We start from the raw sequence: 25622 nt of genomic DNA, 5'->3' as shown, positions 1-25622 counted from the left end.
CCCCGGTTAGCACACCCGACACATCGCCCCCTCCTGTTACGGCCCCCGACAACCGCGCCACCCCCCCCCCCCCCCCCCCCCTCTTCCCCCCCCCCCCCCCCCCCCCCCCGGGACGTGACTAGTAGACCGGCTTCTCGGGCTCGATCTGGTGGACCCACCCGATCACGCCGCCGCCGACGTGGACCGCGTCCGCGAAGCCCGCGGACTTCAGGACCGCGAGGACTTCCGCACTGCGGACACCCGTCTTGCAGTGCAAGACGATGCGCTTGTCCTGCGGGAGGTCCTGGAGGGCGGTTCCCATCAGGAACTCGCCCTTGGGGATCAGCTTCGCGCCGGGGATCGAGACGATCTCGTACTCGTTGATCTCACGGACGTCGATGATCTCGATCGCCTCGTCGCTGTCGATCCACTCCTTGAGCTGCTTGGGAGTGATCGTGGAGCCGAGAGCCGCCTCCTGGGCCTCCTCCGACACGACGCCGCAGAAGGCCTCGTAGTCGATGAGCTCGGTGACCGTCGCGTTCGGGCCGCACACCGCGCAGTCGGGGTCCTTGCGGACCTTGACCTGGCGGTACTGCATCTCCAGGGCGTCGTAGATCATCAGACGGCCGACCAGCGGCTCGCCGACGCCGGTGAGGACCTTGATGGCCTCCGTCACCTGGATGGACCCGATGGACGCGCAGAGCACGCCCAGCACGCCGCCCTCGGCGCAGCTCGGGACCATGCCCGGCGGCGGGGGCTCCGGGTACAGGCAGCGGTAGCACGGCCCGTGCTCGGACCAGAAGACCGAGGCCTGGCCGTCGAAGCGGTAGATCGAGCCCCACACGTACGGCTTGTTCAGCAGCACGCAGGCGTCGTTGACGAGGTAGCGCGTGGCGAAGTTGTCCGTGCCGTCGACGATGAGGTCGTACTGGCTGAAGATCTCCATCACGTTCTCGGCCTCGAGCCGCTCTTCGTGAAGGACCACGTTCACGTACGGGTTGATGCCCAGCACGCTGTCGCGGGCGGACTCGGCCTTGGAGCGGCCGATGTCCGACTGGCTGTGGATGATCTGGCGCTGCAGGTTCGACTCGTCGACCTCGTCGAACTCCACGATGCCCAGCGTGCCCACACCGGCCGCGGCCAGGTACATGAGGGCGGGGGAGCCGAGGCCGCCCGCGCCCACGGCCAGCACCTTGGCGTTCTTCAGGCGCTTCTGGCCGTCCATCCCGACATCCGGGATGATCAGGTGGCGGGAGTACCGACGGACCTCGTCAACGGTGAGCTCAGCAGCTGGCTCGACCAGGGGTGGCAGCGACACGGGGACTCCGTAGATGGTTAAGTCTTAACGGTGGTTCTTCCCGTAACACTGCCACGCCCTCCTTCATTCCGAGACACCCGGTCCGATCCGCGAGACGATTTCGTCCCAGTACGCGGGCATCGACGCCCACGGATCGCGCCCGGCGGCGCCTCCCCGGTCGGTGAACCAGATCGTGCCGGCGCCCTGCCAGCGGGCGACCCGGACGGCCTCCTCCAGATGCGTCCGCGGCACCCCGTGGACCAGGTGGCAGAAGCGCTCGGGCGGGTACTCGGCGGTCCACTCCGCCACCTGCGACCAGCGGTAGTCGGCCCAGGCCCCGGAGAAGGTGACCAGCTGGTCGGCGGCCTCCGCGTAGCCCTCGTACGGGTGCGTGCCGTGTCCCAGCACGATACGGAGGCCGTCGCCGAGCCCGCGCAGGGTGTCGGCGACCCGGCGCACCTCGGCCAGTTCGGCCTTGCCCGCCGGGGCGTCGGCCAGGTAGAAGCCGCCCACGCGGTACCAGTCGAGGAAGCGGTGGGCGTCGGAGACCAGCTCACCGAACGACCGCACGCCGTCTCGCATCGCGAGATGGCCGAGGACGGTGCCGCCGGCCTCCCTGAGCTTGCCCGCGGCCTCCGTGCAGTGCGGGTCGGGCCGGCCGCCCGGCCCGTCCGTGACATTGAGCACCGTCCAGTGCAGCGGGGTCCCGGGCCGGGTCAGTTCGGCCCATTCGACGGGGGCGAGCAGCGGGTGGGCGTAGCCGGGGACGCCGAGGCCGAGGCGGCCCGCCTCGGTCGCGGCGGCCGCCGTGGCTGCCGTCGTCAGATGCGGCACGCCGCCTCCATCCAGATGTCCGCGAGGGATTCCTCCAGGTTGATCCGGGGCCGCCAGCCGAGCCGGTCCCGGGCCGTGCGCACGTCGGCCTGCTGCCAGGCGCCGCAGCCGTCGGGGTACGGGTACGCGGGCGCCCCGGCGCCGGCGGCGAGCTGCTCGGCCGTCGCCTCGGAGCGCGGGGCGCCGATGGCGGCGAGCCCGGACGAGCGGCCCTGGGGCCCGAGGCCGTGGCCGGAGCCGTGCCCGGGCCCGTGGCCGTGCCCCTGCCCGTGCTGTCCCTGCTGCGGTACGTCGAGCTCGTGCAGGGCGCCTCCGTACCCGGCGACCCGGGCCAGCACCGCCGCCGCGTCGCGCAGCCGGACCGCGCGCCCGGTGCCGATGTTGACGACGCCCTGGGCGGCGGAGAGCGAGGCGGCGTGCACGGCCCGCGCCACGTCCCGTACGTCCACGAAGTCGCGCTGGACCCCGAGCCCGCTGAGCTTGAGCTCGCCGTCCCCGTTCTGCATCGCGCGCCGCATGGCCTCGGCGAGCCGGCCGAGCGGGGATCCGGCGGGGGTGCCGGGTCCGACGGGCGAGAAGATCCGCAGGACGACGGCGTCGAGCCCCGACCCGAGCACCAGCTCGGTGGCGGCGAGCTTGCTGACGCCGTACGGTCCGCCCGGTCTCGGCACGGCGTCCTCGGCCGTGGACGATCCGGGCTGGCTGGGACCGTACTCGGCGGCGCAGCCGAGCTGGACGAGGCGGGCCCCGCAGCCGCTGCGGCGCAGGGATTCGCAGATGGTGGCCACGGCGACGGTGTTGTGCCGGGTCAGCTCCCTGGCCCCGCCGCGCGTGGCGCCGGCGCAGTTGATGACGACGCCCGGGTGGACGGCGTCGAGGAACCGGGTGAGGGCGCCGGGGCTGCCGGTGGCGAGGTCGAAACGGACGTCCGCGTCGTCGCCGCGGCCGAGCGCGGTGAGCTGGACGGCGGGGTCGGCGAGCAGCCGGTCGGCGACGTAGCGGCCGAGGTATCCGTTGGCTCCGATCAGCAGCACCCTCATCGCGCGGTCCCTCGGTTGGTTGGCTGGCCGGTCATCCTGTGTCTCCTTGGTCGATGGGCAGGGGGTCGGGGGTCGGGGATCCGGTGGGGGTACGGCGTTTTCGGCGCCGGCTCCGAAGAGCGGCAGAGCGGCGGCGGGACAGGAGGGAGCCGGCTCAGGGCCGGGCGTGCGCGGACGCGCGGGACAGCACCAGGACGGCGTGTACGAGGAGCCCCGCCGCGGCGGCGGACACCGCCGCCGGGGTCGGGACCAGCGCGAGGGCCAGGGCTGCGGCGACGGGCCCGCGCGCGGCGCCGTGCGCGAGCAGCAGCCGGGTCAGGAAGAGCAGCACGGCGAGCGGTACGGCGACGGCCGGCGGTGTCCCGGCGAGCGCGGCCGCCCCCGCGGCGGTCGCGGCGAAGGCCAGGGCGGCCGCGATCAGCAGCGGCCGGGCCCGGTCGGCGAAGTCCTCCAGGGCGCGGCTGCCGGCGAGCCGGCTCCGGGCGCGCGCGGCGTACACGGCGCCGACCACGTGGCCGGGGGCCGCGGCCAGTGCGAGGCCGACGCCGAGGGGCGTGCCGTGGCGGAGCACCGCCCAGCCGACGACGCCCGCGGCGAGCAGGAGCGCGGCGTACGGGAACCGGCCCGCGGCGGGCCGCCCGGTCCGCCCGGGCCTGCCGGGCCACACCAGGGCGGCGACGGTGGCGAGCACGGCGACGGGCCCGGCGTACGGCATCCCGGCGGCGGCCGCCCCGAGCGCGAGGGCCCCGGGGAGCAGGGCGTACCCGAAGCCGCGTAACGCCCGGGCGTCGGACGGGCGGACGGCACGGGGCGCGGCCGGCTCGTCCCCGCGCGGGGTGCGGGCGTAGAGCTCCTCGGCGAGCGAGAACACGTCCCGGTGCCGGAAGCGCGCGGCGGTGCGGTCGGTGATGCCCTGCACCTCCAGCCCGGCGGCGATCTCCAGCGGGTCCACGGCCCGTTCGCACAGTGCCCGGTGCCGGTGCAGCAGCGTCTTGACGGGATCCCCGCCGGCCCTGCGGCGGGGGGCCGGGGCGACGGGGGCGGCTTCGTCCAGGGTCATACCGTCGCCTCCGTGGTCGTGGTGGTGGCCGGGGTCTGGGCCGGGACCGGAACCGGGCCGGCCGCCGAAGCCGCCCCGGCACCCGAACCCGCACCCGCACCCGCCCCCGGCGCGCCGGCCGGGGCCACCGGGACCCGGTCCGCAGCCGGAGCCGCCCAGGTGGGGCTCGTCCAGTGGCCGGGGACCCGGGCCTCGGGGGGCTGCTCGAAGGGGATCCCGCCGTCGGGGCGGGCCGGTCCGCGGGCCAGCAGCCGCAGGTAGATCTCCCGGAAGGCGGCCACGTTCTGCTCGACGGTGAACAGCTCCAGGGCCCGGGCCCGGGCGGCCGCGCCGAGCCGGTGGGCCCGCTCGGGGTCCCGCAGCAGCGACAGGCAGGCGTCGGCCAGCGCCCGCGGGTTGCGCGGCGGGACGACGAGGCCGGTGCCGCCGATGACCTCGCACACGGCGCCGACGTCGGTGGACACGGTGGCCCGGCCGCAGAGCATCGCTTCGGCGAGGGTGATCGGGAAGCCCTCGATCACCGAGGACAGCACGACCACCCGCCCGGCGCCGTACGCGTCGGCCGGCGAGGGGGCCTCGGGCCCGCCGATCTCCTCGAAGGTGACGGGGTTCTCCCCGACCGTGACGGCGTCGGCGGCCTCGTCGGGGAAGAGCTGCGCGGCGAGCGAGCGGCAGTCGGCGAGGTAGCCGGGGACCACGGCGGTCGCGAAGATCCGCAGCCGGGCGTCCGGGGCGGCCCTGCGCACATCGGCGAAGGCGTGCAGCAGGGCGATCAGGTCCTTGGCGGGCTCTATCCGGCCGACCCAGACCAGGGTGTCCGGGTCCCCGCAGTCCGGGTCCTCGCCGACGGTGGCGAATCGGTCCGCCTCCATCCCCGGGTACACCGTCTGCAGCCGGTCGCGGGTGGCGCCGCAGCGCTCCTGCCAGCGCCGGGCGTGCGCGTTGCCGGGGGTGAGGAGGTCGGCCCGGGCGTAGATCTCGGCGGCCAGCCGCATGTGGAAGGCCGCGAGCAGGGCCCGGACGGCGGGCCGGGGGGCGCCTCGGCCCGCTCCCGGGCCGCCGGGTCCGGCGGGCCCGGAGACAGCGTCCGCCGCGTGCTCCAGATAGTGGGCACGCAGCTGGACCCCGTACTCGGTGACCAGCAGCGGGACCCCGAAGAAGCGTTTGGCCAGCAGGCCGGGGAGCGCGGCCACCCCGCCGGCGGCGGCGTGGCAGACGTCGACCTCGCGCAGGTCCTCGTACCAGTCGAGGGACAACGGCCGCAGCAGCCGCTCCAGTTCGTCGACGAAGTCCAGCAGATCGGCCACCTGGGCGCGCTGTACCGAGCGCAGCGCCCCGGGGGCCCGGCAGGCGGACTCCACCGCCCGCACCGCGGTCTCGGAGCGCAGGGCCGCGTACAACCCGCCCTGCTCCCGGGCGAGTTCCGCCAGCCCGTACAGGCCGGCGGCGAACGGCTCGGGCTCGCCCGCGCAGATCCCGCGGACCAGGTCCCTGAAGCACTCGGCGAAGCGCCGGCGCTCACGCCGGGAGTACGTGCGGCCGTCGTCCGCCGGGGCCCAGAGGGGGGCGGTCCAGACGCGGGTGACGTGCTCGGGCAGGACGACCCGGCCGCGCTCCTCCTGCTCGGCGCTGCGGCTCAGCGCGTAGAGCTCGAACTCGTGCTGCGGCAGCCCGCGGACCAGCCGGTCGCACCACAGCCTCGCCTCTCCCGTCGCATACGGATAACCACCTTCCGTGAGCAGTCCGATCCGCACGAGTGGCACCCCCGATCTCCCGTTCAGGCGGTCGCCGTCGGTCCGGTGACCCGCCGCGGGAAACTCAAGCGGATATGCCGATGACGCGACGGACGGTTGTCCGTCGCGCCACCGGAAGGGGTGAAGAGTCGTAACTTTCGCCTGCGGCCCGCGTTCGAGCGCGCTACAAAGGGCCTGCGGCCCTCGTACCTCGCGCGCCTCTCACGTCTCTCCCGCTCCGCGGGAAGCCCCGGGCCGGGGCCGCCACGGCGGCAGCGCGCCGCCGGAGAGCGTCAATTCCCGGGGAACACCCAGGGGTTGGGCTTGCACTGGATGCCGCCGATGTCGAGCGACTTCGTCTGCTGCTGCATGATCGGCGCGAGCGAGCCCGGGGTCTGGCAGTTCACGTGCCCGTGCCCGAGCCGGTGGCCGACCTCGTGGTTGATGAGCATCTGCCGGTAGGCGAACATCTGGGCCGGGCCGTACGTCGGCGAGCCCTGCGCCCAGCGGAACGCGTTGATCATGACCCGCTCGGTGGACGCGGAGTCACAGCTGACGTTGTCGACGGTGGTGTCCAGACCGGACTTCTCGCACCACACGCCGGTGGTGCCGGGGCTGGCCAGCGTGATGACGAAGTCGGCCTCGCCGCCCGGCACCCGCTCGAAGGTCTTCGTCCCGCCGTGGCCCCAGCTGCGGTCGTCGTTGAGGGTGCGGTGCACGGCCTCGGCGAACAGCTGCGCGTCCAGGCCGAGCCCCTGCTCGACGTCGACCCGGTAGCGGATCTTCTTGCCCTTGCCGGGCGCCGGCGCCACCCCGGGGACGGTGTCGAAGGTCCCGGGTCCCTTCAGCTTCTCGTCGATGGGCAGCTGCTGGGCCATCTTCTGCTCGTACGACAGCTCCTGCACGGGAACGCCGGGCGCGGCGGGCGCGGCCGGGGTCGCCCGGCCGTCGGAGCGGGAGGCCGGGGACCGGTCGGGCTCGGCGCGCTTCGGGTTGTCGCCGGCCGCCCGGGCGGTGGGCGAGGAGCCGCTGTCGCCGTCGGTGCCCATCTGTACGGCGACGACGACCGCGAGCACGGTGGTGACCGCAGCGGCGGCCATCCCGGTGTACGCACGGACCTTCCGCCCGCGACCGGGCCCGGGCTGCTCCTCGTCGGCCGGGTCGGCGGGGGCGGCCGGAGCCACAGGTTCTGCAGGCGCCGCCGGCGGCGCCGCGGCAGCCGCGGCCACCGGTGCGCGGGGTCCCGGCACCAGGCCGTGCGAGCCGGTGGAAGTGAAGGGGTCGGCCGCGGGCTGCGGGAGGATCACCTGCGGGAAGCCGACCGCGGGGGTGCCGAAGGCCGGCGTGTCGCTGTCCATGACGGCGGCGGCAGAACGCCGCGGGCGTGGTACGCCGCGCCAGTCCCCGTAGACCGCGTCGGGCCCCACGCCCCAGGCGCCGCCGGGCTCGCGCTGCTCGGGGTGGCCGCCGCGCGGTTCCTCGTACGGGAACTGCTCCTCGTACGGGAAGTGCTCCTGGCCCTGGTACTCCCGGGACTCCTGGTACGGAGGCTCCTGATACGGGGGCTCCTGGTACGGAAGGTACTGCTCCGCATACGGCGGGTGCTCGGCGTACGACGGCTGCTGTCCGTACGACTGCTGCTCCCCGTACGGCGCGTGCTCCCCGTACGGGAAGTCCGCTGCGGGTTCCGCCGCCGGTGCCGGGCGGTCAGGGGCGGGGGCCGGAGCAGGGCCCTTGCGACTATGTCGTCCCACGGTCCTCAGCCTCTGCCGTCTTCGGTATCTCGGTCGGTGTCGTGCAGCAGCTCCCGGAAGGCGTTCGCCACCACCTCGGGGTACTCCATCATCGCCACGTGCCCGGCCTCGGGCAGGGTCAGCAGCCGCGAACCCCGGAAGGACGCCGCCGCCTTCTGCGCCATACGGTACGAGACCAGTTGGTCCCGGCCACCGTAGACCAGCAGGGTCGGGGCGAGTACCCGCTGCGCCTGGCGCCACAGCCCGTGCTGCCCGCCGAGGGTGTAGGCGTCGACGATGCCGCGCGAGGAGCGGGCCATCGCGTCCCAGAAGTACGGCAGGGCCATCCGCCGCTCCATCTCCGTGACGGCGTGCCCGAAGCCCTCCGGCGTCACCCGTGAGGGGTCCCCGTAACAGAGGACGGTCACCCCGCGGGTGCGTTCCTCGGCGGTCAGCCCGCGGGTCAGCCGGACGAACAGGGAAGCCATGCCGGGTACGGCGAGCAGGGCGGTCGGCACGGCCGACCTCTGCACCCGCAGCTCGGGCAGCGCGGGCGAGACCAGCGTGAGCGTGCGCACCAGGTCGGGGCGGACGGCCGCGACCCGGGTGGAGACGGCGCCGCCGAGGGAGTTGCCGAAGAGGTGCACGGGGCCGCGGCCGGCGGCGTCGAGGTGCCGGATGACCGCGCGGGCCAGCGCCGTGACCGAGTAGTCCCGGTCGGCGGGCGGCGGGGACCAGCCGAAGCCCGGCAGGTCGACGGCCTCGCCGTCGACGGTGTCCTCCAGCTGCGCCATGAGGTCCGACCAGTTCGTCGACGAACCGCCGAGTCCGTGTACGAACAGCGCGGGGGGCAGATCCGTGCGCCGCGGGGGCCGGGACCGGACGGCGAGCTCCAGTCCGGGCAGCACGGCGGTGCGCAGCTGCTCCCCCTCGGCGACGTGGACGGCTCCCACCTGGGGGGACGGCTCGGATGTGGATCGCACACCCGGCAGCTCGGTCGAAGACATGCGGCAATGTTACGAGACGATCACGTCCGGACTCTTGTGTTCGGCATCACAGATGCATGGGGATCCGCGTAGCGGGGTATCCGCGATCCTCCTAGGCTCTTAGATAGGGCAGGCCCACGAGGGGTGAGGGAAGAAGGGGAGCCACATGACCGTCGACCCCGCAGAGCCGGATACCTTCCAGGACCGATTCCGGGAAACCCTCGACGCCGAGGCGCCCGAGGCCGATGCTGCGGAGCAGCTGGCCGAGTTGCAGCCCGATGACGACGACCCGGTCACCGGGGTGGACCGCGACGAGGCTGCGGACGGGGACGCCGTCGAGCAGGCGCGGGTGGTGACCCTGGACGAGGACGACTACCGCTGATTCCCCCTGGGCCAGGCGGCCCGGGAGGTATCCCCAGCTCCAAGCTACCGCGCGGTACCCCTGCCGAGCATCGCTGACCAGCGCCTCCGGGCGGTCCGTACAGCGAGAAAACTCGGCTTCGACCCTACAGATTCGGTTACCGAAAAGTACGATGGCGGCGCGGCGCAGAGCGCACTGTGTTCTTAGAGAAAGTGGGAGGCGGCGTGACAGCCATCGAGCAGACGGAGGCAGCGCGTCCCCGGGGCACGCGACTGCCGCGCCGAGCCCGACGCAACCAGCTCCTGGGCGCGGCCCAGGAGGTCTTCGTCGCGCAGGGCTACCACGCGGCGGCGATGGACGACATCGCCGAGCGTGCCGGAGTCAGCAAGCCGGTGCTGTACCAGCACTTCCCGGGCAAGCTCGACCTCTACCTGGCGCTGCTGGACCAGCACTGCGAGGCCCTGCTGCTCGCCGTGCGCACGGCGCTCGCGTCGACGACGGACAACAAGCTGCGCGTGGCCGCGACCATGGACGCCTATTTCGCGTACGTGGAAGAAGAGGGCGGCGCGTTCCGGCTGGTCTTCGAGTCCGACCTGACCAACGAACCGGCGGTGCGCGAGCGCGTCGACCGCGTCTCGCTGCAGTGCGCCGAGGCCATCTCCGACGTGATCGCCGAGGACACCGGCCTGTCCAAGGACGAGTCGATGCTGCTCGCCGTGGGCCTGGGCGGGGTTTCGCAGGTCGTGGCCCGGTACTGGCTCTCCAGCGAGAGCCCGGTCGCCCGCGACACGGCGGTGGGGCTGCTGACCTCGCTGGCCTGGCGCGGTATCGCCGGCTTCCCGCTGCACGGCACGGAGAGCGGGCAGGCGCAGGCCTGACCCCCGGCCCGCCGGGCCGGGCCGCCCCGTCGGCCCCGTCGGCCCGTCGGGGCCTGACCGGCCGCTGTTCGCTGCGAGCGTGTCCGGAGCGCCGCATCCGCGTCCCCTCTCCGGGCTAATGTGGACCGGTACGGCGCGGCTGATCGCGCACAACCGACCATCGGAGGGACAAAGCCGTGGAGGTCAAGATCGGCGTGCAGCACGCACCCCGGGAGATCGTGCTGGAGAGCGACTTGAGCGCCGAGGAGCTGGAGCGCGTCGTCACTGCCGCGCTGACCGGTTCGGAGCCGCTGCTGAGCCTCACCGACAACAAGGGCCGCAAGGTCCTGGTGCCGTCCGACCGCCTGTCGTACGTCGACCTGGGCGAGCCGAGCGTGCGCAAGGTCGGTTTCGGCGCGCTCTGAGGCGGCGCGACCGGCGTTCGAGAACTGGGTGGAACGGCCCGGTGGTTGACCCCACCGGGCCGTTTCCCTTTCTTCCGCTTCGGGTAGGACCGCAGTGAACCGGTTTGCCCCTGACCTGCGGGAGGCCCACATGCTGCTGATGGAAGCGCTCGGCTCTGCCCTCCTGGGCCTCGCCCTGGCCGGAGTGGCCGTGCGGGTGCTCGCACAGCGGCTGCCCTCCCCGAGAGTGGTGCTGGTCAGCGGGATGCTGGGAGCGCTGTTCGGGGCCTATCTCACGCAGTTCGCGCTCGGCCCGGGGCACAACACGCTGACGGCGACCCTCGTCGGCTCGGTGCTGGTGTCCGCGGTGGTGCTGTCGCTGCTGCTGCGTCCCGGCGCGGGGCCCCGGCGCTCATCCCACCGGACTCCGTTTTCGCTCCCGTCGCAGGGCTGAACGGCCCTCGGACGCCCCGCACGCCTTCGACACCTCGGACGACACTTCGGACTCCTCCGACTCCTCCGACTGACCACGTACGCCGGCCCCGGCGCGGGATTCCGCGCCGGGGCCGGCGTACGAGCAGATGAGGGCGAGCAGGTGGCACGATCAGGCGGCGAGGCCCAGTGCGGCCATCCGCTTCGTGTGCGCCTTGGTGATCCGGGTGAACATCTCGCCGACGGCCGCCAGGTCGAAGCCGGCCGCCATCCCGTCCACGCCGCCGACCAGCATGGTGGAGAGCGCGTCGCGCTCCGCGACCACGCGCTGCGCCTGCGACAGGGCCTCGCCCATCAGCCGGCGGGCCCACAGCGCGAGCCGGCCGCCGCAGCGCGGGTCGGCCTCGATGGCGGCCCGCACCTTCTCGACGGCGAAGCCGCCGTGGCCGGTGTCGTCCAGCACGCTCACGACCAGGGCGCGGGTGTCGGTGTCCAGGTGGCTGGCGACCTCGCGGTAGAAGTCGCTGGCGATCGAGTCGCCGACGTAGGCCTTGACCAGGCCCTCCAGCCAGTCCGACGGCGCGGTCTGGCGGTGGAAGTCGTCGACGCCCTTGGCGAAGGGCTCCATGGCGGCGGTGGGCTCGGCGTCGATCGCCGCCAGCCGGTCGCGCAGCCGCTCGAAGTGGTGGAACTCCGCGGAGGCCATCTTCGCGAGCTCGGCCTTGTCGTCGAGGGTGGGTGCGAGCTTCGCGTCCTCCGCGAGGCGCTCGAAGGCCGCGAGCTCTCCGTACGCGAGTGCGCCCAGCAGGTCCACGACGGCGGCCCGGTACTGCGGCGAGGCGGAGGCGGTCGCCCAGTCCTGGGCAGCGATCCCGGTCGCCTGGGCGGCGGCGCCGTCGTCGGAGGGCGATGCGTTTTCAACGGTCGACATGCTCCGCACAATAGCCCGCCGGAACGCCCTGCAAGGCACCGCATCCGGTCACTGACGGTCCGCCTAAACGCGACTACCAGGTGAATTCACCCGACACAGCTGCGCGATTCCGGGGTACAGTGGTAATGCGCCTGCCGGATACTCGGCGGGCCATCCGAATGAGGATGCCCGGTCGGTGGCCCGATCGGCTCCACCCGACCGCCCTCGGCGTGATGCGTACGTCCATGCGTACCGCCTCTCCACGAGGGGCCCCCTCAGCGGCACAAGCGCTTGAGCGAAGGCTAGTGGTCCCGCGCAGCTTCGTAATGGCTCTCCCGAACCTTGGGAGGGCGCAGTACTGCAAGCCAGGCACGGTACGACCCCCCTCGCCGCCTCGCGCCGCGTCTCACAGAAGAGGCAGCACCCTGACTACGTTCCGAGACCTCGGGATCTTTCCCGAGACGGCCGAAGCCCTTGAGGCCGTCGGCATTGTGTCCCCCTTCCCGATCCAGGAGATGACCCTCCCCGTCGCCCTTTCCGGCACGGACGTCATCGGCCAGGCGAAGACCGGAACCGGCAAGACGCTCGGTTTCGGCCTTCCGCTGCTGGAGCGGGTCGTCGTTCCCGCGGACGTCGAGGCCGGCCGGGCCACGCCCGCGCAGCTCACCGACTCCCCGCAGGCCCTCGTCGTCGTCCCGACGCGCGAGCTGTGCACCCAGGTCACCAACGACCTGCTGACCGCGGGCAAGGTCCGCAACGTCCGCGTCCTCGCCATATACGGCGGCCGCGCGTACGAGCCCCAGGTCGAGGCGCTCAAGAAGGGCGTCGACGTGATCGTCGGCACCCCGGGCCGCCTGCTCGACCTGGCCGGTCAGCGCAAGCTCGACCTGTCGCAGGTCAAGGCCCTCGTCCTGGACGAGGCCGACGAGATGCTCGACCTGGGCTTCCTGCCCGACGTCGAGAAGATCATCAACTACCTGCCGGCCAAGCGTCAGACGATGCTGTTCTCGGCGACCATGCCGGGCGCGGTCATCGGCCTGGCCCGCCGGTACATGACGCAGCCGACGCACATCCGCGCCACCTCGCCCGAGGGCGAGGGCGTGACCGTCGCCAACATCAAGCAGCACGTCTTCCGTGCGCACAACATGGACAAGCCGGAGCTCGTCTCCCGCATCCTGCAGGCCGAGGGCCGCGGGCTGGCCATGATCTTCTGCCGTACCAAGCGCACGGCGGCCGACATCGCCGAGCAGCTGGAGAAGCGCGGCTTCGCGTCCGGCGCCGTCCACGGCGACCTGGGCCAGGGCGCGCGCGAGCAGGCGCTGCGCGCGTTCCGCAACGGCAAGGTCGACGTGCTGGTGTGCACGGACGTCGCCGCGCGCGGTATCGATGTCGAGGGTGTCACCCACGTCATCAACTACCAGACGCCGGAGGACGAGAAGACCTTCCTGCACCGCGTGGGCCGTACCGGCCGCGCGGGCAACAAGGGCATCGCCGTCACGCTGGTCGACTGGGACGACATCCCGCGCTGGCAGCTGATCAACAAGGCGCTGGAGCTGGACTTCCACGACCCGGTCGAGACGTACTCCACGTCGCCGCACCTGTTCGAGGAGATGAACATCCCGGCCGGCACCAAGGGCATCCTGCCGCGCGCCGAGCGCGTGCGGGCCGGCCTGAAGGCCGAGGACCTCGAGGACCTGGGCGAGACCGGCGGCCGCGGTGGCCGTGGCGGTCGTGGCCCGGCCGCCGCCGCTGCGGTGGTCGAGGAGCGTCCCGCCCGTACGCGCACCCCGCGCCAGCGTCGCCGTACGCGGGGCGGGGCCGAGCTCGCCGAGGGCGCGGCCGTCACCCCCGTGGTCGAGGCCGAGGCCGAGGCCCCCGAGGCTCCGGCCGCCGACGAGTCGCGCAAGCCGCGGCGCCGCCGGACGCGTTCCGCGACGACGGCTGCCGCCGCTGCGGCTGCCGTGGCCGAGGCGGCCCCGGTCGCTCCGGTCGTCGAGGCCGCCCCGGTGACCCCCGTCGCCGAGGCGCCCGTCGAGGAGGCCCCGGTCAAGGCCCGCCGGACCCGGACCCGCAAGGTCGCCGAGGCGCCGGTCGCGGCCGAGCCGGAGTTCCAGCAGGTCCCGCCGGTCGAGCCGGTCAAGGCCGAGCCCGTCAAGGCCGAGCCGGTCAGGGCCCGCCGGGTCCCGACCCAGAAGCCCGTCCTCGCCCAGGTGACCCCGATCGCCGAGGCTCCGGCCGCGGAGACGGTGGTCAAGGCCCGCCGGACCCGCAAGGTCGTCGCCGCGGCCCCGGAGCCGGACTTCCAGGTGGCCCCGCCGGTGGAGCCCCCGGTCAAGGCCCGCCGTACCGCCACCACCCGGACCCGCAAGGTCGCGGAGGCCGCTCCGGTCGCCGAGGCCGCCGCGGTGGCCGAGGAGGCTCCGGTCAAGCCGAAGCGCACCCGGACCCGCAAGGCCGTCGCCGCCGTCGTCGAGGCTCCGGCCGCGCCGGCCGCCGAGGAGGCCCCGGCGAAGCCGAAGCGCACGCGGACCCGCAAGGCCGTCGCGGAGACCACGGAGGCCTGATCCCCCGTTCCGCCGTCCGGTGGCCCCGGTCCCCTTCCGAGGGGGCCGGGGCCATCGGCGTACCCGGGCTCGAGACGCCCCTACGGGCCGGTAACCTCTGGCCATGAGCAAGCCGCCCCGCCTCACGCTGCCGCCCGGTGCCCGCGCGCACGTCCTGTCCACCGCCCGCGGCGGGTTCGCCGTGCACGAGGCGGGCGAGCCCGTCCGCGGCACCGCCCTGCTGGTCCCCGGATTCACGGGCAGCAAGGAGGACTTCATCGGCCTCCTCGAGCCGCTGGCCGGCGCCGGGTACCGGGTGGTCGCGGTCGACGGGCGCGGCCAGCACGAGAGCCCCGGACCGCGCGAGGAATCGGCGTACGCGCTGGACGAGCTGGCCCTGGACGTCCTCGCCCAGGCCGCCGCGCTGGGCGGGGGTCCGGTCCACCTGGTCGGCCACTCGCTGGGCGGGCTGATCGCACGGGCCGCCGTACTGCGCGATGCGGCGCCCTTCGCCTCCCTCACCCTGATGAGCAGCGGGCCCGCCGCGATCTCGGAGCCGCAGCAGGAGCGTACGAAGCTGCTGGTCGCCGCCCTGGAGGCGATGCGGGACGACATGCCGGGCGTATGGACGGCGATGCGGTCCTTCGATCCCGAGGACGCGGTGCCCGACCCCCCCGAGCTCGCGGAGTTCCTGCGCGGGCGGTGGCTGGCCACGGTGCCCGAGCAGCTGATCGCCACGGGCCGGATCCTGGTCTCCGAGCCGGACCGGGTGGACGGGCTGAGCGGCGTGGACCTGCCGAAGCTGGTGCTGTCGGGCGAGGTCGACTACGCGTGGCCGGTCCCCTTGATGGACGACATGACACATCGACTGCGTGCTGAGCGGGTGGTCGTACGAGGTACCGAGCACTCCCCCAACGCGGAGGATCCGCAGGTCACGGCGGGTGCGCTGGCCGCGTTCTGGGATGCCCACCCCCAGGTTTAGTTAGCGAATGAAAAAATTTCCTTAGCGTAGGGAATGTTTGCCTCTTACACTTCGTTGGAACAGTGCAAGGAGAACACTGACGAAGGGAGAAGCCCCATGCGCTTCGAGATTCTGCGCCTGGACGATGTCGACGGATCCGCCGTGGACAGCACCGTCGTGGACGCGGCCTCCGTCAACCGGATCGTGCAGCAGGCGGCCGCCGTAGGCCAGCGCATTCTGATCCGACCGGCCGAGAGTGCGTCCTCCTGACACCTCCGCACCATTCGCACCATCCATCCAAGACGCAGCCGCCCCCGCACCGATCCGGTGCGGGGGCGTTCGCGTACGCGGCGTCGACCAGGAGCGCGCGCCGGTCAGGCGCCGTGCACGACCTGGAGCACGCCGTTGATGATCTGCTGGACGGCGATCGCGGAGAGCATCATGCCGGCGAGCCGCGTCACGAGGACGACACCGCCGTCCTTGATGACCCGGATGATCACGAGCGAGTAGCGCATCGTGAGCCACAGCACGCCGTGCATGGCGATGATCGCCAGCCAGACCGAGACCTGACCGGTGACCCCGTCCGCCTTCTGCACGGCGAGGATGACGGACACGATCGCACCGGGACCGGCGAGCAGCGGCATGCCGAGCGGGACGAGGGCGACGTTCACGTCCTTGGTCTGCTTGGGCTCGTCGGTCTTGCCGGTGAGCAGGTCGAGCGCGATGAGCAGGAGCAGCAGACCGCCCGCGATCATCAGCGCGGGGACGGAGACGTGCAGGTAGTCCAGGATCTGCTGGCCGCAGATGCCGAAGACGGCGATGACGCCGAAGGCCACGCAGACGGCCTGCCAGGCCATGCGGCGCTGCACCTTGGCGGGGCGGCCGGAGGTCAGGGCGAGGAAGATCGGCGTGATCCCCGGGGGGTCCATAATCACAAAAAGGGTGAGAAATAGGGATCCGAAGACGGCGAAGTCGAACACAGTGATGCCTTGCAGGAGAGAGGGGTGTCACGAAGAAGGAAGAAGGGGCGGCGAGGCGCGGTTACGCGCCGCTCGCTCCGCCGGCGCCCGGAACGGGGAAGGCCCCCGTCGCGCGGCGCGTGATCTCGCCGTAGATCTCGGGGTCGGTCGTGTACTCCCCGAGGCGGCAGGTCTTGCGGCTGCCGTGGTAGTCGCTGGACCCGGTCGTGAGGAGTCCGAGTTCGCCGGCCAGGCCGCGCAGCCGCGCGCGCGTGTCGGTGTCGTGGTCCATGTGGTCCACCTCGATCCCGTCCAGACCTGCGGACGCGAGCTCGGCTATCGCGGACTCGGGCACGCACCGGCCGCGCTTGACGGCTGCGGGGTGCGCGAACACGGTGACCCCGCCGGCCGCCTTGACGAGGCGGATGGCGTCGAACGGGTCCAGCTCGTGCTTCTCGGCGTGCGCGCGGCCGCCGTCGGCGATCCAGTCCGTGGTGAACGCGTCGGACACGGTGGGTACGACGCCCAGCTCGACGAGCGCGGTCGCGATGTGCGGCCGCCCGACGGAGCCTTCGCCGGCGATCCGGGACACCTGCTCCCAGGTGACGTCGACGCCGAGCTCCCGGAGCTTGCCGATCATGGCGTGGGCGCGCGGGGTACGGTCGTCGCGGACGAGCTCCCGCTCCCGCGCGAGCTCGGGCTCCTCGGGGTCGAAGAGGTACGCGAGCATGTGCATCCCGATGCCGTCGAGCCGGCAGGACAGCTCCATGCCGGTGACGAGGGTGAGCCCGTGCGGCACCGCGGCGAGGGCTTCGGCGTATCCCCCGACGGTGTCGTGATCGGTCAGAGCGACCACGTCCAGCCCGGCGGCGGCCGCATTGCGGACCAGTTCGGCGGGGGTGTCGGTCCCGTCGGAGGCCGTGGAGTGGGCGTGCAGATCGATGCGCACGGCCGGGGCTCCAGGGGTCTCGCGGGTACGGGGGGACACCCCAGGATACCGCCCGCCTGCCGCGCAGGCGCCACGCCACCCGACGCCCGGCCCCGGCAGGGGCCTTGGGGGTGTCCGGGGCTACGGACCCAGGACGCGCGGGCTCAGGGCGCCGCACGGGAGGAGTTCGACCTCGGCGCCCGCGTCCCGCAGGTCCGTCAGCACCAGTTCGTCGTACATCAGCAGGCCCGACTGCTCCGGCCAGACCACGGCCCACAGCCACAGCCCGCGCGCCTCGCCGGCGAACACGGCCCGGTCCTCCGGGGCTCCCTTCACGTGCCACAGCGGTGTCGGGCGGCCCGCCGCGACGACCTTGGCGTGCGGCGGCGCCGAGACGTCGATGTACGTACCGGGGTCGGGCCCGTCGATCCCCGCGTACCGCGCGCCGAGGCCGACCCCCAACTCCTCGGCGACCAGCAGCAGCTCCCCGATCCCGCCGAGCGGTCCGGGACCCGAGCAGGCCACTGCCGTCGCGCGGCCCCCGCTGCGGTCGTCACCGGCCGCCGCCACCCCGGTGAACAGCCACCCCACCGGCAGCGGCCACGGCATCCACACCGGCACCTTCGCCCGGTTCACCACGACGCCCAGGCCTTCGACGCTGGGTGGGATGACGGGCTGCAGGGGGTGCACCGTGCCGTGCAGCGCACACTGCCAGGAGTCGGAGAAAAGCCCGGGCGCCCTGACCCGGCCACCGCACTTCGGGCAACTTGGTTCGCCCCTCATAAGAAGCCACGCTCCTCCCCGCCCGGCGCCCCGTCAAGACACGATCACCCGTCCGGATGTCTCAGTCCAGCGCCACGGCGGTACGAAGAGGATCCCGCAGATCCGTGCCGTGCGACAGCCAGCGTTCCTGGAGCGCCGCCGCGCCGTGCACGCGTTTCCACGCGGCCTCGTTCGCCGTCATCGGCAGGAGCGGGAGGAAGTGCACCGGGTCCATGGGCTCGTCGAGTTCCAGGTCCTCGACCAGTCCGCCCGGCTCCGCGACGAGTACGGAGGTGAAGGGCGCCCCGTCCCACAGCGGGCCGCCGACGTCGAGCGAGGCACCGGGGGCCACGACCAGCCCTTCCACCTGCGGCGAGGCGCCCAGCACCGCGAGGGGCCGCAGCAGCTTGTCGGTGGGCGCCAGACCCGCCCGTACGGTCAGCACGAGCTCGGCGCGCGGTCCGCGCAGCGGGTCGGCGACCACGGCGGTCGGGTCGGCCATCGGATGCGCGGACATGCCGAGGGTCGCGTAGCGCACGAGGTCGCCCTCGGCGAAGCGGAGTACTTCGATGCGGTCGGTGCCGAGGAAAGTGACGGCGGCGCGGGCGTCGGGTTCGCCGAGTGCGCTGCGGAGCCGGGCTTCGACGAGAGCCAGAATTTCTGCCATGAAGCGAGCATAGAACTCGTATGAGGCGGGTAAAGGGCGGGTCTTGACCATCCGTCGGCTGATAATGTTGACCGCTGGTCGGGGCCACACTCTGGAAGAGTTGTTTCGGGGCGTCCGACGACAGGACGTCCTCCACGGGGGACCGGCCGGAGGAGGTGGGGCTGCAATGGATCGAAGTCGATCGTGCAGTACCAACCGCTCTTCCACTCCCGGTACGGGCACGTTCCAGCCCGTTTGATCATCTGATCAGTCGAAGAGCGACGGCAGAACTTTGTCCTCCCGTCCTGCTTCCTTCCGTCTGCCCGGCCCTGCCCGCCGGCGGCGACGGAAGGCCTCCCACCCGTACGGTCCGCAGCCGTGCGTGCGAAGGAGCCTGCCATGTCGATGCTGCCCTACCTGCGTGCCGCCGTACGTCCGGCCCTGCGCAGGTCCACCCCGGCCCAGCCCGGCTACGACACCACCCGCGACCCGTCCGCGAGCAGCGCAGTCGTCGACTGCGCCGTGTACCGCAACGGCCGACGCGCCCTGGGAAAGGCCTGCCTGACGCCGCGTGAGGCGATGGCCCGGGTCCGCGAGGGCGGCGGATTCGCGTGGATCGGCCTGCACGAGCCGACCGAGGCGGAGTTCGCGGGGATCGCCGCCACCTTCGGGCTGCACCCGCTCGCCGTGGAAGACGCGGTGCACGCGCACCAGCGGCCGAAGCTGGAGCGCTACGACGACACCCTCTTCACCGTCTTCAAGACGATCCACTACGTGGAGCACGCCGAACTGACCGCCACCAGCGAGGTGGTGGAGACCGGCGAGGTGATGTGCTTCACCGGCCCGGACTTCGTCATCACGGTCCGGCACGGCGGCCAGGGATCCCTCAAGGGGCTGCGCCACCGGCTCCAGGACGACCCCGAACTGCTGGCCAAGGGCCCCTCCTCGGTCCTGCACTCCCTCGCCGACCACGTCGTCGACGGGTACATCGCGGTCGCGGCGGCCGTCCAGGACGACATCGACGAGGTGGAGAGCGCGGTCTTCGCCGCGCCCGCCAAGGGCAGTGCGCGCGGCGGCGACGCGGGCCGCATCTACCAGCTCAAGCGCGAGGTGCTGGAGTTCAAGCGGGCCGTCGCCCCCCTGCTGCGGCCGATGGAGCTGCTGAGCGAGCGTCCGATGCGGCTGGTGGACCCGGACATCCAGAAGTACTTCCGCGACGTCGCCGACCACCTGGCGCGGGTGCACGAGCAGGTCGTCGGCTTCGACGAGCTGCTGAACTCGATCCTCCAGGCCAACCTGGCCCAGGCGACGGTCGCCCAGAACGAGGACATGCGCAAGATCACTTCCTGGGCGGCGATCATCGCCGTCCCGACGATGATCTGCGGGGTCTACGGGATGAACTTCGAGCACATGCCGGAGCTCCAGTGGCGCTACGGCTATCCGATGGTGATGGCGACCATCGTCGGCATCTGCTTCACCATCCACCGCGCCCTGCGCCGCCACGGCTGGCTCTAGACCGTCTCGAGGGCCCGGCTCCGGCTCCGGGGGCACCCCCTACTCTGGTGCGCATGACTCTCAGCACGCTCGACCTGGCCCTCGTCGAGGAGGCCACCAAGAAGTCCGGCCTGATCTGGGTCCGCGGCTCCGGGGCCGACCGGGCCCTGTGGCACGCCTGGGTGGACGGCGCGGCGCACGTGCTGGGCGACGGTCCCGGTGAGCAGCCGTTCCCGGATCTCGCGGACGGCGCGACCGCCGAGGTGACCGTACGCAGCAAGGACAAGGGCGGCCGGCTGGTGGCCTGGACCGCTACCGTGCGGGAGCTCCCGCCCCGCGGCGAGGAGTGGCAGGCCGCGGTCGCCGAGCTCAAGGGGAAGCGGCTGAACGCGCCCGACTCGGAGCAGATGACCGAGCGGTGGGCGCGCGAGTGCCGGCTGCTGCGGCTGGAGCCGGTGACGGCGAGCACCGACCTGCCGGGCGGATCGCTGGCCGCGGCCCCGCTGGGCTCGCCGGCGGTCACCCGCCGCCCCGTCCCGGCCGGCCTGCCGAAGCTGCTGCTCAAGCGGAAGAAGGCGGCCCGCTAGGGGGTGTCGTCAAAGTAGCGTCGTCCGCCCGTGAGGGCGGGGCCGGGCCCCGCCGGCCAGAGTGGGACTTTGACGACACCCCCTAGGGGCCCCTCCCCTTCTGCTACTTCGTCGGGTTCGAGCCCTGGCCGGAGCCCTTGCCCGGGGCGGGGGCCCCGCTCTGCTCCTTGGTCGTCGGCATCTGGGACCCGTAGTCGACGGTCTGGTCCTGCGCGGGCGCTTCCAGCGGGAACGCCTTGCCCCACTCGGCGAGGTCGACCCGGCCCGCCCCGCCGGCCCGCTCCAGGCGCAGCGGGTACGGGGTCCCCTCCAGGGAGACCGACAGTTTGCCGCCCTTGCCCTTGTCCGCCGTGACCAGGACCGCGCGGGTGGGCCCGACCTTGGTGTAGTCGCCCTTGGCGAGCTTGCCGTCGAGTCCGAGCAGCCCGTCGAGCAGTACGTGCATGTCGGTGAACCCGCGGAACTGCTTGTACGTGGGGTCGCTCTCGGGCACCTTCACGTACTTGTCGCCGAGCTTGCCGGCCGAGTCGGACTTGCCCCAGAAGGCGGCGCTCGCCTTGAGGTAGAGCTGCTCCCCGACCCGCAGCACCTGGAAGGTGTCCTCCTGCGACTTCACCTCGCCGGAGCCGCCGTCCTTCTTGAGCCGCATGTCGAGCGTGAAGGACTTGCCGCCGCTGACGAGCGTGCCGGACAGGTGGACCGAGTCCGCGGCGCCGGCCGCGGCCTTCGCCTTGTCCTCGATCTGGTCGGCGGAGAGCTTGCCGACCCCGTTGGTGCCCTCGTCGGGGTCCGCCCCGCAGCCCGCGCCGGTGACGGCCAGGCCCGCGAACAGGACACCGGCGAAGGCCGCCCGGCGTAGCCGTGCGGCGGGGAGGTAGGCAGTCACGGGCAGGTGCCTCTCGTCGTGCGTCTTCGAGCAGCAGGCAGCGTACCCGCCCGTAGCCACCGTGCCGGGCGGGTGGTCGGCCCACCCGGCCCGCCCGGCCGACGCGCCTCCCCCGGCTGCGCCCGGGCGGACCGCCCCACCAGGACGGTCTCCCAGGGCACGGGCTAGCCTGAGGGGCGGCAGGACTGAGATCGACGCTCTAGGAGGCGCTCGCATGGCTGGTGGCGCCCCGCGGATCTTCGTCTCGCATCTGTCGGGTGTGCCCGTTTTCGACCCCAACGGCGACCAGGTCGGCCGCGTCCGCGACCTCGTCGCGATGCTGCGCGTCGGCGGCCGTCCGCCGCGACTGCTGGGCCTGGTGGTCGAGGTGGTCAGCCGGCGCCGGATCTTCCTCCCGATGACCCGGGTGACGGGCGTGGAGTCCGGACAGGTCATCACCACCGGCGTCGTCAACATGCGGCGCTTCGAGCAGCGGCCCACCGAGCGGCTCGTCCTCGGCGAACTGCTGGACCGCCGGGTGACGCTAAGCGGCACCGGCGAGGAGGTCACCGTCCTCGACGTCGCCATCCAGCAGCTGCCGGCCCGCCGCGACTGGGAGATCGACAAGATCTTCGTACGCAAGGGCAAGGGCGGCGCGCTGCGCCGGCGCGGCGAGACGCTGACCGTGGAGTGGTCGGCGGTGACGGGCTTCTCGCTGGAGGAGGAGGGCCAGGGTGCCGAGAACCTGGTGGCCACCTTCGAGCAGATGCGCCCGGCCGACGTCGCGAACGTCCTGCACCACCTGACGCCGAAGCGGCGCGCCGAGGTGGCCAACGCCCTCGACGACGACCGCCTCGCGGACGTCATGGAGGAGCTGCCCGAGGACGAGCAGGTGGAGATCCTCGGCAAGCTGAAGGAGGAGCGCGCCGCCGACGTCCTGGAGGCGATGGACCCGGACGACGCGGCCGACCTGCTCTCGGAGCTCCCGGAGGACGACAAGGAGCGGCTGCTGACGCTGATGCAGCCGGACGACGCGGCCGACGTGCGCCGTCTGCTGTCGTACGAGGAGAACACCGCGGGCGGTCTGATGACCACCGAGCCGATCGTGCTGCGCCCGGACGCCACGGTTGCGGACGCGCTGGCGCGCGTACGGCAGGCGGACCTGTCGCCGGCGCTGGCAGCCCAGGTGTACGTGTGCCGACCGCCGGACGAGACGCCGACGGGCAAGTACCTGGGTACGGTGCACTTCCAGCGGCTGCTGCGGGACCCCCCGTTCACGCTGGTGAGCTCGATCGTGGACACGGACCTGCCGCCGCTGCGCCCGGACGCCTCGCTGCCCCAGGTGACGAGCTATCTCGCCGCCTACAACATGGTGGCGGTACCGGTGGTCGACGAGAGCGGTTCGCTGCTGGGCGCGGTGACCGTGGACGACGTACTGGACCACCTGCTGCCGGACGACTGGCGGGAGACGGACTACCACGCCGAGGAGGTCCCCGGTGCCCGGTGAGCGACGGGGTGAGCCGGCGCGCGAACGGCGCCGTGAGCAGATCCGCGTGCGGCGCGAGCTGGCGCGCGAGCACGCACGCGAGCACGCACGGGAGCAGGGGCTCACGGGCCGGGAGGAGGAGGTCGCCGAGCGGCTGCGGGCCAGGACGGCCGCTTCCGGGACCGGGTCGACCGCGCTGACCCGGTCGCCGCGCGCGCGGCTGGACCAGCCCCGGACGGACCGGCGGCGGCTGCTGCCGGTCTACGACCCGGAGGCGTTCGGGCGGCTGTCGGAGCGGGTGGCGCGGTTCCTCGGCACGGGCCGGTTCATCGTCTGGATGACGCTGGTCATCATCGTCTGGGTGCTGTGGAACATCTTCGCGCCGGACCACCTGCGCTTCGACCAGTACCCGTTCATCTTCCTGACGCTGATGCTGTCGCTGCAGGCCTCGTACGCCGCCCCGCTGATCCTGCTCGCGCAGAACCGGCAGGACGACCGGGACCGGGTGAACCTGGAGCAGGACCGCAAGCAGAACGAGCGCTCCATCGCCGACACCGAGTACCTGACCCGGGAGATCGCGGCGCTGCGGATGGGCCTGGGCGAGGTCGCGACCCGCGACTGGATCCGGTCGGAGTTCCAGGACCTGATCAAGGAGATGGACGAGCGGCGGCTATTCCCGCTCGAGAGTGACGAAGGCGACCGCTAGCGGCCTTTCCTGAGGCAGGCTACCGAGCCGTACCATCGGGGCATGGCTACCGACACAAGCTCCGCCGCCGTGCCTGAGCAGGATGCGATCCTCGACGCCCTGGCGACGGTGAACGACCCCGAGATCCACCGGCCGATCACCGAGCTCGGCATGGTCAAATCGGTGGAGATCGGCGACGGCGGCGAGGTCGCCGTCACGGTCTACCTGACGGTGTCGGGCTGTCCCATGCGCGAGACGATCACCAAGAACGTCACCGAGGCCGTCGAGCGGGTCGCCGGCGTCACGTCGGTCGCCGTCACGCTGGACGTGATGAGCGACGAGCAGCGCAAGGAGCTGGCGGCCACGCTGCGCGGCGGCACCGCCGAGCGCGAGGTCCCGTTCGCCAAGCCGGGCTCGCTGACCCGCGTCTACGCGGTCGCGTCCGGCAAGGGCGGCGTCGGCAAGTCGTCCGTGACGGTGAACCTGGCCGCGGCGATGGCTGCGGACGGCCTGAAGGTCGGCGTCGTGGACGCGGACATCTACGGCCACAGCGTGCCGCGCATGCTCGGTGTGGACGGCCGCCCGACCCAGGTCGAGAACATGATCATGCCGCCGTCCGCGCACGGCGTGAAGGTCATCTCCATCGGCATGTTCACCCCGGGCAACACCCCGGTGGTGTGGCGCGGTCCGATGCTCCACCGGGCACTGCAGCAGTTCCTGGCGGACGTGTTCTGGGGCGACCTGGACGTGCTGCTGCTGGACCTGCCGCCGGGTACGGGCGACATCGCGATCTCCGTGGCCCAGCTGGTGCCGAACGCGGAGATCCTGGTCGTGACGACCCCGCAGCAGGCTGCGGCCGAGGTCGCGGAGCGGGCCGGCTCGATCGCCGTGCAGACGCACCAGAAGATCGTCGGCGTGGTCGAGAACATGTCCGGGATGCCGTGCCCGCACTGCGACGAGATGGTCGACGTGTTCGGCTCGGGCGGTGGCCAGAAGGTCGCCGACGGCCTCACCAAGACGGTCGGTGCGACGGTCCCGGTGCTCGGCTCCATCCCGATCGACGTGCGGCTGCGCGAGGGCGGCGACGAGGGCAAGCCGGTCGTCCTGTCCGACCCGGACTCCCCGGCCGGTGCGGCGCTGCGCTCGATCGCGGGCAAGCTGGGCGGACGCGCCCGCGGCCTGGCCGGCATGTCCCTGGGCATCACCCCGCGCAACAAGTTCTGACCCGTACGACGCGAAGGGCACCGCCGGCCGGCGGTGCCCTTTCCCATACCCGGGCTACTCGTACGACGCGATGTCGCCGATCACCGAGAAGCCGAGCCCGTACGCGCTCATCCCGCGCCCGTACGCACCCAGGTGCACGCCACCCCGCGTGGAACCGGCGAGCACCCAGCCGAACTCCGACTCGCGGTAGTGGAACGGCGTCGGCTCCCCGTCGACCGGGAGCGAGAGCGTCGACCAGTCCGCGCCCTCGAGGTCGTCGGCGAGTTCCCACGCGGCCTCGGTCTGCTGGTCGAGCCAGTCGTCGCGCAGGGTGTGGTCCATCTGGCCGGGCCAGCTGTACGCCAGCAGCCCGGAGCCGGCCAGCCAGGCGGCCGAGGAGACCGAGGTGGCCTCCAGGACGCCGGTGCCGTCGCTGCTGCGGCGCAGCGGGTTGCTCGCGACGGTGACGACCACCGCGAAGCGCTCCTTCTCACCGGTGGCGAGCTCCCCGCGCGCGGAGGGCTCGTCTCCGTGGCCGGTGGAACCGTGCTCGACGGTGCCGTCGGCGCCGGTGCCCACCTGCATGAGCCAGCGGGGGCCGGTGAAGGCCCCGTCCAGCCCGTACCAGGGGAAATCGGCCCGCAGGTACCCGTCGGCCGTCCGGCGGGCCGTCGGGACGGGTGCTGCGGCTTCCTGGGGCTGCGCGGGGGCGGGCTGCGGGGATGCAGCCGCCGCCTCCGCCGGTGCGGCTGGTTCTGCTGGTGCGGCAGCGGGAGCGGGCGCCTCGGCGGGCTGCACCCCTACCCGGCTACTGCTCGTCGTCTCCATCGATGCGGCCTCTCGTTCCGTGGGGTCCGGAACGCGCCCTCCCCCACAT

The 25622-nt window shown here is 72.8% G+C and carries 26 protein-coding genes; 12 read left to right on the top strand and 14 right to left on the bottom strand.

The window, feature by feature from the left end:
* Window positions 1-118 precede the first annotated feature (118 nt).
* The 7 genes from moeZ to ACZ49B_RS00385 form a co-directional block, all read right to left on the bottom strand.
* On the bottom strand, window positions 119-1297 hold the full coding sequence (moeZ, locus tag ACZ49B_RS00415; RefSeq protein ID WP_468299012.1) for an adenylyltransferase/sulfurtransferase MoeZ: 1179 nt from the start codon (window positions 1295-1297) through the stop codon (window positions 119-121).
* A 63-nt stretch (window positions 1298-1360) separates the two neighbouring features.
* Entirely contained in the window at window positions 1361-2110 is a 750-nt protein-coding gene (locus tag ACZ49B_RS00410; protein ID WP_468299010.1) for a spherulation-specific family 4 protein, read from the bottom strand.
* Window positions 2098-3150 carry an NAD-dependent epimerase/dehydratase family protein gene (locus ACZ49B_RS00405; protein ID WP_468299008.1) on the bottom strand — a complete coding sequence of 351 codons (1053 nt, stop codon included), beginning with the start codon at window positions 3148-3150 and terminating at the stop codon, window positions 2098-2100. Before ACZ49B_RS00405 ends, ACZ49B_RS00410 begins: the two co-directional genes overlap by 13 nt.
* 154 nt (window positions 3151-3304) lie before the next feature.
* Window positions 3305-4210, bottom strand: a complete 906-nt coding sequence (locus tag ACZ49B_RS00400) for a hypothetical protein (protein WP_468299006.1) — start codon at window positions 4208-4210, stop codon at window positions 3305-3307.
* Window positions 4207-5964, bottom strand: coding sequence for a GT4 family glycosyltransferase PelF (pelF, locus tag ACZ49B_RS00395; RefSeq protein ID WP_468299004.1), 1758 nt, complete (start codon window positions 5962-5964; stop codon window positions 4207-4209). The genes ACZ49B_RS00400 and pelF overlap by 4 nt, the downstream gene beginning before the upstream one ends.
* Before the next feature lie 272 nt (window positions 5965-6236).
* The gene (locus ACZ49B_RS00390; protein WP_468299002.1) at window positions 6237-7697 is read right to left on the bottom strand and encodes a DUF3152 domain-containing protein; all 1461 of its coding nucleotides are present in this window, start codon (window positions 7695-7697) and stop codon (window positions 6237-6239) included.
* 5 nt (window positions 7698-7702) lie between these two features.
* Window positions 7703-8683, bottom strand: coding sequence for an alpha/beta fold hydrolase (locus ACZ49B_RS00385; RefSeq protein ID WP_468299000.1), 981 nt, complete (start codon window positions 8681-8683; stop codon window positions 7703-7705).
* Window positions 8684-8828: 145 nt separating this feature from the next.
* On the opposite strand from ACZ49B_RS00385, the gene ACZ49B_RS00380 reads away from it, so the two are divergent.
* The 4 genes from ACZ49B_RS00380 to ACZ49B_RS00365 all read left to right on the top strand — a co-directional run bounded on the left by ACZ49B_RS00380 (window position 8829) and on the right by ACZ49B_RS00365 (window position 10738).
* Window positions 8829-9044, top strand: coding sequence for a hypothetical protein (locus ACZ49B_RS00380; protein ID WP_468298998.1), 216 nt, complete (start codon window positions 8829-8831; stop codon window positions 9042-9044).
* A 203-nt stretch (window positions 9045-9247) separates the two neighbouring features.
* A complete protein-coding gene (locus ACZ49B_RS00375; protein ID WP_468298996.1) occupies window positions 9248-9901 on the top strand; it encodes a TetR/AcrR family transcriptional regulator in 654 nt (217 codons plus the stop codon).
* Window positions 9902-10077: 176 nt separating this feature from the next.
* Complete coding sequence (locus tag ACZ49B_RS00370; RefSeq protein ID WP_468298994.1) at window positions 10078-10305, top strand: DUF3107 domain-containing protein; 228 nt, start codon at window positions 10078-10080, stop codon at window positions 10303-10305.
* Between the two features lie 130 nt (window positions 10306-10435).
* Window positions 10436-10738: a hypothetical protein gene (locus tag ACZ49B_RS00365; protein ID WP_399246738.1), complete on the top strand. Its 303-nt coding sequence runs from the start codon at window positions 10436-10438 to the stop codon at window positions 10736-10738.
* A gap of 150 nt (window positions 10739-10888) precedes the next feature.
* Here the strand turns inward: ACZ49B_RS00365 and ACZ49B_RS00360 are convergent, their stop codons facing one another.
* Window positions 10889-11647 carry a ferritin-like fold-containing protein gene (locus tag ACZ49B_RS00360; RefSeq protein WP_030291173.1) on the bottom strand — a complete coding sequence of 253 codons (759 nt, stop codon included), beginning with the start codon at window positions 11645-11647 and terminating at the stop codon, window positions 10889-10891.
* A 305-nt stretch (window positions 11648-11952) separates the two neighbouring features.
* On the opposite strand from ACZ49B_RS00360, the gene ACZ49B_RS00355 reads away from it, so the two are divergent.
* The 3 genes from ACZ49B_RS00355 (at window position 11953) to ACZ49B_RS00345 (ending at window position 15400) form a co-directional block, all read left to right on the top strand.
* Window positions 11953-14190, top strand: coding sequence for a DEAD/DEAH box helicase (locus tag ACZ49B_RS00355; protein WP_468298991.1), 2238 nt, complete (start codon window positions 11953-11955; stop codon window positions 14188-14190).
* A 103-nt stretch (window positions 14191-14293) separates the two neighbouring features.
* Window positions 14294-15151 (top strand): alpha/beta fold hydrolase, encoded by an 858-nt coding sequence (locus ACZ49B_RS00350; RefSeq protein WP_468298989.1) that lies wholly within the window; start codon window positions 14294-14296, stop codon window positions 15149-15151.
* A gap of 96 nt (window positions 15152-15247) precedes the next feature.
* Complete coding sequence (locus ACZ49B_RS00345; RefSeq protein WP_166663124.1) at window positions 15248-15400, top strand: hypothetical protein; 153 nt, start codon at window positions 15248-15250, stop codon at window positions 15398-15400.
* 104 nt (window positions 15401-15504) lie between these two features.
* Here ACZ49B_RS00345 and ACZ49B_RS00340 read toward each other — a convergent pair whose 3' ends face one another.
* The 4 genes from ACZ49B_RS00340 to ACZ49B_RS00325 all read right to left on the bottom strand — a co-directional run bounded on the left by ACZ49B_RS00340 (window position 15505) and on the right by ACZ49B_RS00325 (window position 18446).
* The gene (locus ACZ49B_RS00340) at window positions 15505-16110 is read right to left on the bottom strand and encodes a MarC family protein (protein WP_468298986.1); all 606 of its coding nucleotides are present in this window, start codon (window positions 16108-16110) and stop codon (window positions 15505-15507) included.
* Between the two features lie 61 nt (window positions 16111-16171).
* Window positions 16172-17038 (bottom strand): PHP domain-containing protein, encoded by an 867-nt coding sequence (locus tag ACZ49B_RS00335; RefSeq protein ID WP_468298984.1) that lies wholly within the window; start codon window positions 17036-17038, stop codon window positions 16172-16174.
* A 120-nt stretch (window positions 17039-17158) separates the two neighbouring features.
* Window positions 17159-17800: a DUF6758 family protein gene (locus ACZ49B_RS00330; RefSeq protein ID WP_468298982.1), complete on the bottom strand. Its 642-nt coding sequence runs from the start codon at window positions 17798-17800 to the stop codon at window positions 17159-17161.
* 61 nt (window positions 17801-17861) lie between these two features.
* Window positions 17862-18446: a suppressor of fused domain protein gene (locus tag ACZ49B_RS00325; protein ID WP_133896959.1), complete on the bottom strand. Its 585-nt coding sequence runs from the start codon at window positions 18444-18446 to the stop codon at window positions 17862-17864.
* Between the two features lie 378 nt (window positions 18447-18824).
* Between ACZ49B_RS00325 and ACZ49B_RS00320 the strand changes: the two genes are divergently transcribed.
* Together ACZ49B_RS00320 and ACZ49B_RS00315 are read left to right on the top strand one after the other, a co-directional pair.
* A complete protein-coding gene (locus ACZ49B_RS00320) occupies window positions 18825-19940 on the top strand; it encodes a magnesium and cobalt transport protein CorA (protein ID WP_468298980.1) in 1116 nt (371 codons plus the stop codon).
* A gap of 53 nt (window positions 19941-19993) precedes the next feature.
* Window positions 19994-20506: a hypothetical protein gene (locus ACZ49B_RS00315; protein WP_468298978.1), complete on the top strand. Its 513-nt coding sequence runs from the start codon at window positions 19994-19996 to the stop codon at window positions 20504-20506.
* A gap of 103 nt (window positions 20507-20609) precedes the next feature.
* On the opposite strand, the gene ACZ49B_RS00310 is transcribed toward ACZ49B_RS00315, so the two are convergent.
* The gene (locus tag ACZ49B_RS00310; protein ID WP_468298976.1) at window positions 20610-21392 is read right to left on the bottom strand and encodes a hypothetical protein; all 783 of its coding nucleotides are present in this window, start codon (window positions 21390-21392) and stop codon (window positions 20610-20612) included.
* Window positions 21393-21606: 214 nt separating this feature from the next.
* Here ACZ49B_RS00310 and ACZ49B_RS00305 point away from each other — a divergent pair, with 214 nt between their 5' ends.
* The 3 genes from ACZ49B_RS00305 (at window position 21607) to ACZ49B_RS00295 (ending at window position 24766) form a co-directional block, all read left to right on the top strand.
* Window positions 21607-22878, top strand: coding sequence for a magnesium transporter MgtE N-terminal domain-containing protein (locus tag ACZ49B_RS00305; protein WP_468298974.1), 1272 nt, complete (start codon window positions 21607-21609; stop codon window positions 22876-22878).
* Between the two features lie 133 nt (window positions 22879-23011).
* Window positions 23012-23563: a DUF1003 domain-containing protein gene (locus ACZ49B_RS00300; protein ID WP_468299825.1), complete on the top strand. Its 552-nt coding sequence runs from the start codon at window positions 23012-23014 to the stop codon at window positions 23561-23563.
* Window positions 23564-23605: 42 nt separating this feature from the next.
* Complete coding sequence (locus tag ACZ49B_RS00295) at window positions 23606-24766, top strand: Mrp/NBP35 family ATP-binding protein (RefSeq protein ID WP_468298972.1); 1161 nt, start codon at window positions 23606-23608, stop codon at window positions 24764-24766.
* 54 nt (window positions 24767-24820) lie between these two features.
* On the opposite strand, the gene ACZ49B_RS00290 is transcribed toward ACZ49B_RS00295, so the two are convergent.
* A complete protein-coding gene (locus tag ACZ49B_RS00290; RefSeq protein ID WP_468298970.1) occupies window positions 24821-25573 on the bottom strand; it encodes a hypothetical protein in 753 nt (250 codons plus the stop codon).
* Window positions 25574-25622 lie beyond the last annotated feature (49 nt).

It is taken from the genome of Streptomyces sp. NPDC031132 (assembly GCF_055570595.1).
The sequence above is the reverse complement of the archived record's forward strand: the minus strand, read 5'-3'. Positions and strand labels throughout refer to the sequence as shown.

Bases quoted from the DNA above. Each gene is read 5' to 3' on its own strand.
- ACZ49B_RS00405 (WP_468299008.1), bottom strand. From the start codon at position 3,150: ATGAGGGTGCTGCTGATCGGAGCCAACGGATACCTCGGCCGCTACGTC.
- ACZ49B_RS00400 (WP_468299006.1), bottom strand. From the start codon at position 4,210: ATGACCCTGGACGAAGCCGCCCCCGTCGCCCCGGCCCCCCGCCGCAGG.
- ACZ49B_RS00385 (WP_468299000.1), bottom strand. From the start codon at position 8,683: ATGTCTTCGACCGAGCTGCCGGGTGTGCGATCCACATCCGAGCCGTCC.
- ACZ49B_RS00380 (WP_468298998.1), top strand. From the start codon at position 8,829: ATGACCGTCGACCCCGCAGAGCCGGATACCTTCCAGGACCGATTCCGG.
- ACZ49B_RS00365 (WP_399246738.1), top strand. From the start codon at position 10,436: ATGCTGCTGATGGAAGCGCTCGGCTCTGCCCTCCTGGGCCTCGCCCTG.
- ACZ49B_RS00360 (WP_030291173.1), bottom strand. From the start codon at position 11,647: ATGTCGACCGTTGAAAACGCATCGCCCTCCGACGACGGCGCCGCCGCC.
- ACZ49B_RS00355 (WP_468298991.1), top strand. From the start codon at position 11,953: ATGGCTCTCCCGAACCTTGGGAGGGCGCAGTACTGCAAGCCAGGCACG.
- ACZ49B_RS00350 (WP_468298989.1), top strand. From the start codon at position 14,294: ATGAGCAAGCCGCCCCGCCTCACGCTGCCGCCCGGTGCCCGCGCGCAC.
- ACZ49B_RS00345 (WP_166663124.1), top strand. From the start codon at position 15,248: ATGCGCTTCGAGATTCTGCGCCTGGACGATGTCGACGGATCCGCCGTG.
- ACZ49B_RS00330 (WP_468298982.1), bottom strand. From the start codon at position 17,800: ATGAGGGGCGAACCAAGTTGCCCGAAGTGCGGTGGCCGGGTCAGGGCG.
- ACZ49B_RS00325 (WP_133896959.1), bottom strand. From the start codon at position 18,446: ATGGCAGAAATTCTGGCTCTCGTCGAAGCCCGGCTCCGCAGCGCACTC.
- ACZ49B_RS00320 (WP_468298980.1), top strand. From the start codon at position 18,825: ATGTCGATGCTGCCCTACCTGCGTGCCGCCGTACGTCCGGCCCTGCGC.
- ACZ49B_RS00315 (WP_468298978.1), top strand. From the start codon at position 19,994: ATGACTCTCAGCACGCTCGACCTGGCCCTCGTCGAGGAGGCCACCAAG.
- ACZ49B_RS00305 (WP_468298974.1), top strand. From the start codon at position 21,607: ATGGCTGGTGGCGCCCCGCGGATCTTCGTCTCGCATCTGTCGGGTGTG.
- ACZ49B_RS00295 (WP_468298972.1), top strand. From the start codon at position 23,606: ATGGCTACCGACACAAGCTCCGCCGCCGTGCCTGAGCAGGATGCGATC.
- ACZ49B_RS00290 (WP_468298970.1), bottom strand. From the start codon at position 25,573: ATGGAGACGACGAGCAGTAGCCGGGTAGGGGTGCAGCCCGCCGAGGCG.